Annotated in this window: 13 protein-coding genes, 1 tRNA gene and 1 CRISPR repeat array; of the genes, 5 read left to right on the plus strand and 9 right to left on the minus strand. The window is 36.7% G+C overall.

The genetic code is table 11. The features are described 5' to 3' along the window. Window positions 1-148: 148 nt before the first annotated feature. A CRISPR array of direct repeats spans window positions 149-777; the repeat unit is 30 nt; unit sequence GTTTGGAATCTAGCAGCATGTAATGTAAAT. A gap of 115 nt (window positions 778-892) precedes the next feature. Together HNR32_RS08505 and HNR32_RS08510 are read right to left on the minus strand one after the other, a co-directional pair. Then, window positions 893-1,327 carry an Rrf2 family transcriptional regulator gene (locus HNR32_RS08505; RefSeq protein WP_183861662.1) on the minus strand — a complete coding sequence of 145 codons (435 nt, stop codon included), beginning with the start codon at window positions 1,325-1,327 and terminating at the stop codon, window positions 893-895. A gap of 94 nt (window positions 1,328-1,421) precedes the next feature. Continuing rightward, on the minus strand, window positions 1,422-2,051 hold the full coding sequence (locus HNR32_RS08510) for an SDR family oxidoreductase (protein ID WP_183861664.1): 630 nt from the start codon (window positions 2,049-2,051) through the stop codon (window positions 1,422-1,424). A gap of 183 nt (window positions 2,052-2,234) precedes the next feature. Here HNR32_RS08510 and HNR32_RS08515 point away from each other — a divergent pair, with 183 nt between their 5' ends. From HNR32_RS08515 to HNR32_RS08530, 4 genes are all read left to right on the plus strand, one after another. Continuing rightward, entirely contained in the window at window positions 2,235-3,038 is an 804-nt protein-coding gene (locus tag HNR32_RS08515; RefSeq protein ID WP_183861666.1) for an Hsp33 family molecular chaperone HslO, read from the plus strand. Between the two features lie 303 nt (window positions 3,039-3,341). Beyond that, window positions 3,342-5,594, plus strand: a complete 2,253-nt coding sequence (locus tag HNR32_RS08520; RefSeq protein ID WP_183861668.1) for an adenosylcobalamin-dependent ribonucleoside-diphosphate reductase — start codon at window positions 3,342-3,344, stop codon at window positions 5,592-5,594. Between the two features lie 198 nt (window positions 5,595-5,792). Continuing rightward, window positions 5,793-7,067 (plus strand): methyl-accepting chemotaxis protein, encoded by a 1,275-nt coding sequence (locus HNR32_RS08525; RefSeq protein WP_183861670.1) that lies wholly within the window; start codon window positions 5,793-5,795, stop codon window positions 7,065-7,067. Window positions 7,068-7,117: 50 nt separating this feature from the next. Beyond that, window positions 7,118-7,507: a methyl-accepting chemotaxis protein gene (locus HNR32_RS08530; RefSeq protein ID WP_311636678.1), complete on the plus strand. Its 390-nt coding sequence runs from the start codon at window positions 7,118-7,120 to the stop codon at window positions 7,505-7,507. A 195-nt stretch (window positions 7,508-7,702) separates the two neighbouring features. On the opposite strand, the gene HNR32_RS08535 is transcribed toward HNR32_RS08530, so the two are convergent. The 3 genes from HNR32_RS08535 to HNR32_RS08545 all read right to left on the minus strand — a co-directional run bounded on the left by HNR32_RS08535 (window position 7,703) and on the right by HNR32_RS08545 (window position 9,134). After that, window positions 7,703-7,786 (minus strand) — tRNA-Leu (locus HNR32_RS08535). A gap of 53 nt (window positions 7,787-7,839) precedes the next feature. Beyond that, complete coding sequence (locus tag HNR32_RS08540) at window positions 7,840-8,385, minus strand: flavodoxin family protein (protein WP_183861672.1); 546 nt, start codon at window positions 8,383-8,385, stop codon at window positions 7,840-7,842. A gap of 59 nt (window positions 8,386-8,444) precedes the next feature. Further along, entirely contained in the window at window positions 8,445-9,134 is a 690-nt protein-coding gene (locus HNR32_RS08545; protein ID WP_183861674.1) for an ATP-binding protein, read from the minus strand. Window positions 9,135-9,239: 105 nt separating this feature from the next. Here HNR32_RS08545 and HNR32_RS08550 point away from each other — a divergent pair, with 105 nt between their 5' ends. Beyond that, a complete protein-coding gene (locus HNR32_RS08550; RefSeq protein WP_196611246.1) occupies window positions 9,240-9,962 on the plus strand; it encodes a Crp/Fnr family transcriptional regulator in 723 nt (240 codons plus the stop codon). Between the two features lie 81 nt (window positions 9,963-10,043). Here HNR32_RS08550 and HNR32_RS08555 read toward each other — a convergent pair whose 3' ends face one another. The 4 genes from HNR32_RS08555 to HNR32_RS08570 form a co-directional block, all read right to left on the minus strand. Continuing rightward, on the minus strand, window positions 10,044-10,604 hold the full coding sequence (locus HNR32_RS08555; RefSeq protein ID WP_183861675.1) for a 3'-5' exonuclease: 561 nt from the start codon (window positions 10,602-10,604) through the stop codon (window positions 10,044-10,046). Between the two features lie 93 nt (window positions 10,605-10,697). Next, window positions 10,698-12,095 (minus strand): NADPH-dependent glutamate synthase, encoded by a 1,398-nt coding sequence (gene gltA / locus HNR32_RS08560; protein WP_183861677.1) that lies wholly within the window; start codon window positions 12,093-12,095, stop codon window positions 10,698-10,700. Continuing rightward, window positions 12,096-12,944, minus strand: a complete 849-nt coding sequence (locus tag HNR32_RS08565) for a sulfide/dihydroorotate dehydrogenase-like FAD/NAD-binding protein (protein WP_183861679.1) — start codon at window positions 12,942-12,944, stop codon at window positions 12,096-12,098. A gap of 112 nt (window positions 12,945-13,056) precedes the next feature. After that, on the minus strand, window positions 13,057-13,797 hold the full coding sequence (locus HNR32_RS08570; protein WP_183861682.1) for a methylenetetrahydrofolate reductase: 741 nt from the start codon (window positions 13,795-13,797) through the stop codon (window positions 13,057-13,059). Window positions 13,798-13,898: the final 101 nt, after the last annotated feature.

Raw genomic sequence — 13,898 nt, forward strand, 5'->3', positions numbered from 1 at the left:
CACTTTCCTTTTATCAATATGGTTAAATAGACTGTACTACATTGCAATAAAAGAAAATAGGGCTTATGTTGAATTGTTTAACACGTTATATATAGCAGCATGTAATGTAAATTATAAGGACGGTTTACAAAGATAACTTTACCGATGTGTTTGGAATCTAGCAGCATGTAATGTAAATCGGTAATGCATGCGTGTATGGTAATGCACGCTTGTAGTTTGGAATCTAGCAGCATGTAATGTAAATAAACAGGCAATAACAACACTTATAGAAGTGTAATTTGTTTGGAATCTAGCAGCATGTAATGTAAATGTGGAAAATAATAAAGAGGGATATAAAGACAAAAGCGTTTGGAATCTAGCAGCATGTAATGTAAATCTTTAACATGATGTATTCTTGACTTGTCAAAGTAAGGTTTGGAATCTAGCAGCATGTAATGTAAATAAATAATTTCGATATTTACTAGCAAGTGTACTGTTAGTTTGGAATCTAGCAGCATGTAATGTAAATAAATCAGTTGAAACTTCATAATTTACAGTTAGTATTAGTTTGGAATCTAGCAGCATGTAATGTAAATCGTGTTTTATGCCTTCTTGATTACAGTATGATGCACATAGTTTGGAATCTAGCAGCATGTAATGTAAATTGCACAAGACATGTCTAAATTTATGCAGGAAGCTAAGTTTGGAATCTAGCAGCATGTAATGTAAATGCGACGATAATCTACAGCCGCCCCCGCAAGCTTCGAAGTTTGGAATCTAGCAGCATGTAATGTAAGAATTTAAAATTGGGATAAAAAAACTGACCATCAATAATTAGATTTTTAGGTCTAATTATTGATGGTCAGTTCATAAATTGCAATAGGCGGTACTTTTATTGATTATCAAATAAGAGTTAAATAGAAAATCTTTTTTTCATATCATTTATAATATCTGCTATAGTAATTTTTTTCATTTCATTTTCCATAGAATGCTGTATTTGCAATAGTTTGTTATCTAACACAGAATGAATGTTATTGCCAATAGGGCACGCTGGATTAGGATTTTCATGAAAATGGAATAACTGGCCATTTTCAACACATTCTACAGCTAAATATATATCAAATAAAGTTATATTCTCAATTGATTTTGTTATAGATGTTCCGCCACTGCCGCGAGTGACTTGAATAAGGTCAGCATTTTTAAGTTGTTTTAAAAGCTTGCGAATTACAACAGGATTTACATTCACACTGCCAGCAAGAAAATCACTTGTTATTTTATGTTTTTTTTGAAAGATATAAATACAAGTTAAAACATGAATTGCTATAGTAAATCTACTTGAAATTTGCATAATTGATAATTCTCCCTATTTTAATACTTAATAACTTAAAATAGCATAAGAATGCGATTATGTCCAGTGGTAATATGGTATTTTAAATAAAGTATTATTCCGACAAAACACTTATTCTTTGTTGAATATGCTTGCCTTTTAGAGCTTCATCAATCATGGCTATAGCATAATCTGAATAACTAATAAAACTTTCGCCTTTTGAATTCAAAGTAAATTCTTCACCAGCAAGAATATATTTACCAGTTTTTGTACCTGTGGCCTGAAAATCAGCGGCAGGACTAATATATGTCCAGTTTACATCATTTCTTTGACGAAGTTCTTTTAAGGATTTAGCCATAGCAAAAGCTACTGGTTTAAAGGAATCGGGAAAATCAGGAGCGTCTGAAATAGCGGTAGTATGTTGTTTATCAGTATAAAGACTACCAGCCCCACCAACAATAAGAAGACGCACTTGGGAATTACTTAATAAATCACAGAGTTTTTTTAGTGAAGTGCTATGCTGAGGTAGAGCTTCTTCTGTCCAGCCGCCAAAGGCATCAATTATAACATTAAAATTTTTGATATCATCTATAGTTAAATCAAATAAATCTTTTTGAATTACTGATTGAGTGGCTGATTTATTTTTATTTCTTACAATAGCAGTAGTATCTAAACCTCTTTCCACAGCTTCTTTTGCGATGAGTTGTCCTGCTTTGCCATTGGCACCAATAACTGCAATTTTCATTTTGATGATCTCCTTTTTATAAATAAATTAATTTATATAGCGTTGTAATTATTATTGTTACAATAAAATGATAATTCTTTTTTGTTGTAATGTCAATGGTTACAATAAAAATAAATTTATAAATAATATTGATATAATTTTGTGTAGTATAATGAAACTATAATAATGATGAGGGTGGATTTTATGTCTGATTATATTTTACGAGCCATTGATAACAAGAGTGAAATAAGGGCTTTTGCGGCAATTATGACAGATACGTGTCAACGGGCGCAGAAAATACATGCATTATCGCCAGTGGTATCTTCTGATATGAATAAGTTGTTAATCACAGCGGCTATTATGCAGCTGATGGAAAAGAATGATGATGCTTTAATAAGTCTACAGCTTAGCGGTCGGGAAAACAAAGTGAATTTAAACGCAGTAGCAACAGCTGACGGCTATTTAAAGTGCAGTGCCATAGTTGGAACAATGAATGAAAAAAATATGCAGTCAGAGCTAAAAGAGGGCTTTTTAAAACTAGTACGGGATATAGGCATGCGTGAACCATATATAAGTACAGTTCAAGTAAAAGATAATAATTTGGGACAAGCTGTGCAGGATTATTATGCACAAAGTGAGCAGGTAGAAAGCTATGTCATTTTTAGCGATAATAATGATGAATATATGGGACTTATTGTTCAATTACTGCCTAATGCCAAAGCAGAAACGATAGAGAATTTAAAAAAACAATTTGCTGAGCTGGATTGGCAGAATATTTCTGCACTGGGGGCTATACTGGAAAAATTGTCGCTGAAGATAGTTGATAAGCAGATGGTTAAGTATAAGTGCAATTGTTCACGCGAGCAAATGGGAAAAGCCCTTATAAGTTTAGGTAAAGAGCAATTACAAAGTCTTATAGATGATGGGGAACCATTGGAGATGGGATGTCGTTTTTGTAAAAAAACATATACTTTTACAATTGCTGATTTACATGATCTTGTTGTATAATAGTAGTCCTGTGCAAATATGGTTTATATAGTAAAAACGAATCAATGGTACGTGTTATCATTGATTTTTCTTGTGTAATAAAAATTAACTTAATAACATTAATGAGTGAAAGTCAAATTATTTATAAGCAGGAAAACTCAATATATTGTAGAAATACATATAAAAATACACTATATATTGAATAATAGTCATGAAATTGCACTAAAATACGGGTGGCAATAATAAATAAATTTTATTATAATAACAAAGCTAATTAAAAATAATTATTAAATAAGAATTACTTGACTATAAGGAGCGAGTTTTTTGGAAAAATGGTATGAGAATGAAATAGGTAAAAATATTTTGCAGGCAAAATATTATCATGTGGGAGAAAATGATCCGCAGGATTTTATTAATCGTGTGGCTTCGATATTTTCGCCTGAAGTGAAAATATCAATGCATGAGTATCTGGAAGATGGCTCTGTATGCCCTGCTGGACGTACTTTATATGCAACAGGTGCTAAGGGGAAATTTAAGGCAAGTTTAAGTAACTGTTATATATTGCCTTCACCTGAAGATAATATTGAATCTATTTTTAAAATCAATGCTGAAATTGCCCGTATTTTTTCTTATGGCGGTGGTATTGGGGTTAATATTAGCAATTTGCGTCCCAAAGAAAGTAGTGTTAATAATGCGGCTCGTACATCGACTGGCGCAGTATCTTTTTTAAAAATTTTTGACTCTACAGGTGAAGTAATAAGCCAAAATGGCCGTCGCGGAGCGATGATGGTGGGACTTAACTGTGATCATCCAGATATTTACGAATTTTTGCATATGAAGCAGCATAATGAAAAACTTGCATCAATGAATATTTCTATATTATTTAAAGATGATTTTATGAAAGCAGTAACAAATAATGAAGAATACGAACTAAAATTTGATGTTGCAGCTACCGGTGAACAAGTCAGAAAAAAAATAAATGCCGCAGACTTTTTTGATGAATATTGTAAAACACAGTGGGATTGGGGCGACCCAGGAGCATTGTTTGTCGATAGACTTAACGACTACACATTATTGAGTGGTTATGATGATTATAATATTGAGATAACTAATCCTTGTGGGGAATTTGGTGGTAATGCTTATAATTCCTGTAACCTTATGAGCGTTAATCTTTATAATTTTATTGATGATAAATTTGCTGATGCTCCAAAGCTTAATGAAGAAACTTTTGCAAAGGCTGTATCTACAGCAGTACGGGCACTTGATGAGGTACTTGATTATGGTTATGAAACACAGCCACTCGATGCCAACCGTAAATGTATTGACGATTGGCGTAGTGTCGGCTTGGGGTTATTTGGCGTTGCAGATGCACTTATCGCCATGAAGCTTAAATATGGCAGTGATGATGCCAATGCTTTTATTGGTCAGGCTATGCGTCTGATGTTTATCGAGGCGGCTCGTACATCAGCACAAATGGCTAAAGAAAAGGGCACGTTTGGTCGTTATGATTGGAAAAAAACATTAAAGTCACCGCTTGTAAAATTATTGCAAAAAGAAGCGCCGGATGTTTATGCACTTATCAAGGAAAATGGCTTAAGAAATGGCACATTGCTAGCCATTGCCCCAACGGGTACAATATCGCTGCTTATGGGTGTATTTTCAGGCGGTTGTGAGCCGTTATATAAAATGAGTTATATGCGTACTACCCATAAAATGGAAGGTGATAATAAAGCGTTTAAAGTATATGCACATTCCATAAAGGATTTACTGGATTATAATGAGCTTAGTTATGATACTGCCGATGAAGAAATTAAAAAGAGATTTCCATGGATTATTGAAAGCCATGAGGTACCATATTTAAATCGTGTTAAATTGCAGGCTGTAATGCAGAAATATGTTGACAATTCGATATCTTCAACTGTTAATTTGCGCAGTGATGCCACAGTGGATGATATCAAGCGGATTTATTTAGCGGCATGGAAAGCTAATTGTAAAGGTATTACTGTATTTCGCGATGGCTGTAAACGCGGCAATATTCTTGGCGTAACAGATGAAAAAAAATCATCAATAGAATATGATTCCATACAACCGAAAAAAAGAGACGATATTGCCCGTCTTGATGGTACTACACTGGTTCGCCATACTTCCTGTGTGGATAAGATGTATATTACAATCAATAAGACAGCATCGGGTCAGGTATTTGAAGTGTTTACTAATGCATCCGGTGGCTGTGCCAGCAATATTGCTACGATTACACGTTTAACATCATTGGCACTGCGCTCAGGTGTCAGCGTCAAGCAGATAATAAAACAGCTGGCAGTAAGTAAGTGTTCGGCTTGTCAGGCACTTATCCGTGATGGCAGAAAAGATATTTCTTTGTCATGCGGTAACGCTATAGCTTCAGCCTTGATGGAAGTATATAATGAAACACAGACCAAAAAAGATGAAGAAACATATGTGGATAAAAGTGAAGATGCATCTATAAATAAAAAATGTCCAGAGTGTGGACATTATACATTGCGCCCGGAGGGAAATTGTGTGACTTGTACCTATTGCGGCTGGTCTAAATGTGAATAAATATTATAGTAAATAATATTATGTCCGTATTACTATTAAATTTCATTATTAATAGTAATACGGGCTTTTTTGTAAGATGAATATTTACAAAAATAAAATATTTTTATAAATTTAAAATATTAGTAGAACTTTTAGGAGGTAAAAATAAAAATTTAGGGAAATATTTAAAGTGTATTAATTTAGGAAAGGTTGGATAATATGGAGGTTATTAACAATTTAAGAGTCAGGTATAAAGCGGCAATCATGATTATAATTGCTACAATAGGTATGATAACGGTAGGGTATACAGGTTATACATATCTATATAAAAGCCAGCTGGCAATGGAGGCGATCTACTCCAATAATTTGCAAGCGGTACAACATTTAAGCAAGGCTATAGTTGATACCAGAGTAGTGCAGAGCCGGACTTTGCAAACGGTAATCGAGACAAAGCCGGAAAAACTGGCTCAACGCAAAGATGATTTTTTGAAATTCAGTAAAAACTATGAGGGGGAATGGGAGGCCTATACTAAGATAGCATCGCCGGCAGGAAAAGAAAAATTGGCAGCAGCGCAAAGTCACTGGAATGATTATAAAGCGACAATGATGGATATTATAAATTTATCGTTGCAGGGTAAAAAAGAGGAAGCGGCAGCCTTATATGAAACAAAAGGTGCCTCAACGATGATTGCAATTCGCGATAACCTCAATGAGCTGCAAAAGATCGAAGATAGCTCAGCTAAAGCCATTAATGAGAATAATAAGCAAGATTCCAAGTCAGCCTTACATAATATGATTATAAAGACAGTGCTTGTTTTCATAGTGTTGCTTGTTTTTTGTTTGTGGTTTGTAAAACAAATTATTACACCACTTAACGATATGATACATACTTGTAAAAAGCTCAGTGATGGCTATTATCGTATTGATGGACAAACGTCAGTACGCGGTGATGAATTTGGTGATATGGAAAGAATGCTGTGGCAGATGCAGGAGAGTTTGATTAAATTTTTGCATCGAATGAATGATTCTATTGAACATGTGGCGGCATCCTCAGAAGAATTAACAGCCAGCTCCATGCAATCAGCACAGGCAGCGACAGATGTAGCTAAATCAGCAGAAAAGGCATCATCGCTGGTAGAAGAACATAAAGTATCAGTGACACGTGGCAGAAGCTCGGTGAATGAAGTTAACATATCTATCCAAAATATCCATAAAGAATCAGATACCGTAGTAGGTTATGCTCATTCTGTTGTAAATTATGTTACAGAGGGCAATGGTGTCATTGATAAATCTGTTACAAAAATAAAGACAGTGGAAAATACAGTTTCATCATCAACTGATATGGTGGAAACATTAGGTGACAGTTCACAGGCAATAGGACAGATTATTGAAACTATTTCAAGCATTGCCGGACAGACCAATTTATTAGCACTTAATGCAGCCATAGAGGCAGCTCGCGCTGGCGAAAATGGCAAGGGGTTTGCTGTGGTGTAGCTGAAGAGGTAAGAAAACTAGCGGAACAGTCGCAGACAGCAGCGGCACAGATTACTGAGCTTATAAGCAAAATTCAGTCGGATACGGCTAATGCAGTTACAGCTATGCAGCGTGGACGCAGTGAGGTTGCTGAAGGAGCAAAATCAGTAGAAGAACTGCGCAGTATGTTCAGTAAAATTGATGGCTTGATAAATAATGTAACGCAGCAAATGGACAAAATGGCACAGGCCGTTAATAAGGTAACGCAAAATGCTGCCAGCATTTCACGCGAGGTCGATAATATTGATACGGACAGTAACAAGGTAGCGGGAGAGATACAGACGGTATCAGCTGCTATGCAGCATCAATCGGCTACGACTGAGGAAATTGCTTCTGCCAGTGAAGCATTGGCTCAACTAGCACAGGAAACACAGGAAGAATTGCATAAATTTAAATTCTAAAATATAATGGCCCCGTTATTTGGCATATGCTAAATAACGGGGCCATTTGTGTGGAGGGTACATATCAAAAAAATGAAATTGATATTTATTATCAACTCAATAATAACAAATAATTATTTAATAGTCAAATGATAACAATAAATTTTATAATAACAAAAAAGCATACTCGTAAGAGTATGCTTTAATAATCTAATTTGGTGCGGAAGACAGGACTTGAACCTGCACTCCGGAGGAACTAGATCCTAAGTCTAGCGCGTCTGCCAATTCCGCCACTTCCGCATCGAAGACAATTATACAGTGTTTATCTTAAATAGTCAATACATATTGTAAAATTATTTAAGATATTTTTGTCGTAGCATAAATTTTCGTTTCATTGCTGTTATAAAATCGGCAGCAGCCTGTAAATCATCAGCATCGGGATGCAAGGCTGCATTGGCCCATCTTTTTTTATTGCGGTCATTAGCTGTATGCGGGTCATCAGGAGAACCTTGTTCTCGTCTTGCTAAAAGTGCGGGATTTATTTTGCCCTGTGAAGCAAATGTTCCAAGAATAGTGCAACCTTCACCTAGATAATTAGCGGCTCTGGCAAAGGCTGTTACAGCATGTTCACTGTATTTTTCAGCACCGTGTGTCTGGAATAATATTACTTCTTTATTGGAAAGTTGTCCCAATATTTTTTTGCTTTTGGGATCAGGACCACCACGCGATAGCCAATAGCCAACCATAATTACATCATAATCGGCGAAGGAAAAATCAGCAGAGATGTTGTTAATAGAGTAAATATCACCTTCATTATCATCAAGAGCATTATTAAGGGCACAAGCGATTTGTTTGGTATTACCAGTATTACTGGAATAAATTGTAAGCCATTTTTTCATAGATAAAGAATTCCTTTTATCAACTTAATATTTTTTGTGTGCGTATTATACTAATATATTCAATCTGATATTATTTTACCATCGGTAGAAATTACAGTTATCTGCCATGGAATAAATTTACCGCTTTGCTGCAGTGCGTTTTTAGCAGCATTTTCAAGGCCGCCGCAACAGGGAACTTCCATGCGTACGATGGATAAGCTTTTTATGTTATTGCTTTTTAATATGGCCGTAAGTTTTTCCGTATAATCACCTTCGTCAAGTTTGGGACAGCCGATGAGGGTGATATGATTTTTAATGAATTCATCATGAAAAGCGGCATAAGAAAAAGCTGTGCAATCCGCGGCAATGAGCAGGTTGGCATTATCAAAATATGGAGCTGAAACAGGTACGAGTTTTATTTGGACAGGCCACTGCTGCAGCTGGCTAATACTGCTCATAGTATTTTGTGGTGTATTAGCTCGCGGGGTAAAGGTTTTAACAGCAGAGCCGGGGCAGGTAAAAGCAGTTTTTTTGTGTGCCTGGGCTTTTTTGACCGCTGCTTCATCATATGCCGGTGCTTCCCGTTCTTCAAAGGAAATGGCGTTTTGCGGGCAGGCGGGCAGACAGTCACCGAGTCCGTCACAATAATGTTCGTGGATCAGTTCAGCCTTATTGTTTATTAGGGCGATAGCACCTTCGTGGCAGGCATCAACGCAGATGCCGCAGCCATTGCATTTTTCTTTATCAATTTTTATTATTTTTCGCAGCATAAAAATAATCCTTTCTTTTTAAAAAACATTTTCTTGTCATTATTTATATATTTTATTATAATATAATAAAAATATCGGTTGTAAATATAACAAAAGGTGAAAAAGATGAAGAAAATTTTTTCGTTTGGTGAGAATAATAGTGTCGAATTATTGCAAGAGCATATGCCTGTAATAAAAAGTTCACCATTATTTATAGGAGCTTCAGAAAAAGAAATAAATTCGATGTTAACCTGCTTAGGTGGAACTATTGCAAAATGTGATAAGGACAAATATATTTTTCATGCCAATGATAATATAACTGATATGGGGCTTGTATTATCGGGAAGCCTGCGGCTGGAACGCAATGATTATTGGGGAAATCGCAGCATTTTAAGTTATGTCGGCCGCGGTGAGATATTTGGGGAAGTATTTGCTTGTGAACCGTTATTGTCAACGAGCATAAGTGCTGTTGCCAATGAAGAATCAATGATATTATTTATGAATGTACAGCGTATTGCTACAATGTGCGGCAATAACTGTATTTATCATTCCCAGCTCATACATAATCTGCTGTCGGTAATGGCAAAAAAAGCTTATATGCTGACATCAAAAATAAACCATGTGTCAAAGCGCACTACACGAGAAAAATTGTTGTCATATTTTTCTGAACAAGTACTTTTGTCGGGTAGTACGGAATTTTCTATTCCTTTCAGCCGACAGGAATTAGCAGATTTCTTGTCTGTTAACCGCAGTGCGATGTGCGTGGAATTATCGAAAATGCAGACTGATGGTATAATTAATTTTAATAAGAATAGATTTGAATTGCTTACTGATGAAAATCCAATGTGAATTAACTGATAACTTCGATATTTATAAAATGTTTTCCTGTAAAAAAATACCTTATCATGAAAAAACATGATAAGGTATTTTTTAATATTTAAAGGGCTGTTTAGTTAAACCAATTTTGCTGATAAGCGTATCAAAATCAGCGGCATTTATTGTACGTCCGGCAACTAATGGGATTTTAGCACATACCTTGGCATCATCCAGAGCATCATGATGGGAGAATTTTATATTGAAAAAATCGCCTATGGTATTTAATTTATGATTATATAAATCCGGCCAGACTTTTTGTGAAATCTTTACTGTACAGCAGGTATCAAATTTTATTTTTGGCAGATTATATTCCTGCATGCAATAGCGCATTACTGACATATCAAAAGAAGCATTATGGGCAATGACAGTTCTGTTCTCCATTATTTGGCGCAGCTGGGGAAATATATCGGCAAAAGTAGGTGCATTTTTTACCATATCTATAGTGATACCGTTAATAGCGACATTTTGCGGCGTAAAGACTGTTTGGGGTGGTTTTATCAGTGTACTGTAGGAGCTGGCCATATGGCCAGCCTGAATATCAACTAGTGCTACACTACAGGCGCTGTTGCGCTCACTGGTAGCCGTTTCAAAATCGATAGCGACAAAATTCATCATGGGGAAATATCCTTTCTAAGGCATTTAAGCCGCACTATTATTGCACTTATCAGCAATAATAATGCGGCTTAAATTATATTGTTTTAGGAATGCTTATTTGTTTTTTAAATATTCATCAATAGCTGCAGCGGCCTTCTTACCAGCCCCCATCGCCAATATTACAGTAGCAGCACCAGTTACGATATCACCGCCGGCAAATACACCAGGTTTACTGGTAGCACCGGTTTCTTCATCAGCAACAATATTGCCGCGTTTATTGGTCTGCATATCAGGTGTAGTAGACTGTACCAATGGATTTGGTCCTTGTCCAATAGCTACGATCACAGTATCAACATCTAAATTAAATTCAGAGCCGGCAACAGCTACAGGACGACGTCGTCCGGAGTCATCCGGTTCACCAAGTTCCATTTTGATGCAGCGCAATTTTTCAACATTACCATTGTCATCACCGAGAATTTCTACGGGATTATTGAGAAGTTTAAAATCAATGCCCTCAGCCTTAGCATGATGCACTTCTTCCAAACGAGCCGGCAGTTCTTTTTCACTTCTGCGATAAACAATGTAGACATGTTCAGCACCAAGGCGCAAAGAAGTGCGGGCAGCATCCATGGCAACATTACCACCACCGATTACGGCAACATTTTTACCGACTTTAAGCGGAGTATGATATTCAGGGAATTTATAAGCTTTCATTAAATTGCAGCGAGTAAGAAATTCGTTGGCTGAATAAACACCGTTTAAATTTTCACCGGCGATATGCATAAAGCTTGGCAATCCAGCGCCGGTAGCGATGAATACAGCGCTAAAGCCTTCTTCTTCCATCAATTCATCAACAGTATATAATTTACCGATAACTGAGTTGAATTCGATTTCTACACCGAGTTTTTTTAGATTATCAATTTCTACTTTAACTACTTTTTCTTTTGGCAGACGGAATTCTGGAATGCCGTATGATAATACACCACCAGCTTTATGTAAAGCTTCAAAAATAGTTACTTTATAGCCCATTTTAGCAAGTTCGCCAGCAGCCGATAAACCAGCCGGACCTGAGCCGATGATGGCAACTTTTTTGGCATCAGCAGCATATGTAATAGGTTTGACTTCATTTTTAGCAGCTAAAGCACGGTCGGCAGCAAATCTTTCTAGGCGGCCAATAGCGACAGGTTCGCCTTTAATGCCAAGCACGCAGTGCATTTCACATTGATTTTCCTGCGGGCATACACGACCACAGATAGCAGGAAGTGCATTGGATTCATTTATCACACCAATGGCACCGTCGAAATCGCCGGTTTTCATCTTGGAAATAAAGCCGGGAATATCTATTTGTACAGGACAGCCTTGTACGCAGCGTGGATTAGGACAGCTTAGGCAGCGATTGGCTTCGGCAATTGCTGTTTCTTCGTCGTAGCCAAGTGCTACTTCATCAAAATTATGTGCGCGAACCTGAGCGTCTTGTTCAGGCATAGCATGCTTGGTCATTTGTAAGGCCATTTATAGGACCTCCTTGATTTTGGTTAAATTGCAAACGTGATCTGATTCCACTTTTTCTTTATCCTTATACATACGTTGGCGTGATAAAAGACCAGCAAAGTCAACTAAATGCCCGTCAAATTCCGGGCCATCAACGCAGGCAAATTTTATTTCATCACCAATTTTTACACGACAGCCGCCGCACATACCAGTGCCATCAACCATAATTGGGTTGAGACTGACAACTGTTTTTATATTATAGGGACGGGTAGCTTCGACAACACTGCGCATCATCACTACAGGACCGATAGCAACTACTTCATTAATTTTTTCACCGCGGTCAATAATTTGCTGCAGAGCGGTGGTGACAAAACCTTTTATGCCATAGGAGCCATCATCGGTAGTAATAAGGACTTCATCGCTTACGGCACGCATTTCATCTTCTAAAATTAATATGTCTTTATTTTTAGCACCCATTATGGAGATAACTTTGTTGCCAGCTTCATGCATACCGCGGGCTATTGGATGAATTGGGGCAACACCAATACCACCGCCGATGCAGACGACAGTCCCCATGTTTTTTTCGATGTGGGTTTTCTTGCCTAAAGGAGCAACGACATCAAGGATACATTCGCCTTCATTTAATTGGGCTAAAAGTGAGGTGCCTGCACCAACTTCTTGGAAAACAATGGTTACAGAGCCTTTTTCGCGATTAAAATCAGCAATTGTTAACGGCAGACGTTCGCCTTCTTCATTAGTACGGATTATTAAAAATTGACCAGGTTCAGCTTTTTTTGCTATACGAGGAGCTTCAATCTCAAATAGCCATACACTGGGAGAAAGCAGTTCTTTTTTCAAAATTTTATTCATTTTTTTCCCTCTTTTAAAAATCTAGTCTATAATATGAACTGAATAGTAAATATGCTATTACTATAACACAAAAAAATAATAATTTAAATAAGAGCCAATTGTTAGTAGAAAACTAAGCAAAAATTCCCTGCATATATTCGACTAAATCAGCGCGGATAGGCATGATGTACATATTGCTATTATGTTTGGTGACAAAATCCCTGACTTTACGTGCAAATTCGATATTCCATTCTAAAGTTGGCTCAAAATCTTTGGGGAAAACAACATTATTCTTTGTTTCCCAATAGCTTACCGAGCGTTCGGATAAAACAGGTGAGATACCCCAATAAATATTGCTGCCTTCGAGCATTTCGGCATACATTTCCATATAACGCAAATCAAAAAAAGGCTGAGTGAAAAAACCACAGGCTCCAGCCTGAATTTTGCGGCGGATATGATATAATTCCTGACGCATGCTTGAGCGGTATTGGTCAATACCCGCATAAACATTTATTTCCGGCATTTCATCATGAAATTTGCGGATTATATCGGTGCTGATGGTGGGATAAACTTTGTGAGCCATGCTTTGCGGCGGGTCACCGGTTATTACAAGAACATCGTTTATTTTATGGGAATGCAGATATTCCTGCATTGGCAGTTTGTCATTAAGGTTGATATCAAGAGCACGGATATGGGGCATAGCTTTAAACCCATGCTCCTGAGCAAGCTTAGCTCCTTCCCAGCTATGGGTTTCAAAGCGTAACAGCTCCGGAATGTTTATTAGATCAATAGGGAAAGTATTATCTTTTATTTGCTGCAGCTCATTTGCTAAAATTTCTTTATCACGTGGTATAAGCTCGACGGAAATAGCCATATATTAACCTCCAGTATATTTTTATAATATATTGTAACTAAAAAATAAGACAAAGTCCAATATAAATAAATGATAATATGTATAGAAGTTAACAAAATAAA

The sequence above is a fragment of the Pectinatus brassicae genome (genome assembly GCF_014201835.1).
GTDB classification, from domain to species: domain Bacteria; phylum Bacillota; class Negativicutes; order Selenomonadales; family Selenomonadaceae; genus Pectinatus; species Pectinatus brassicae.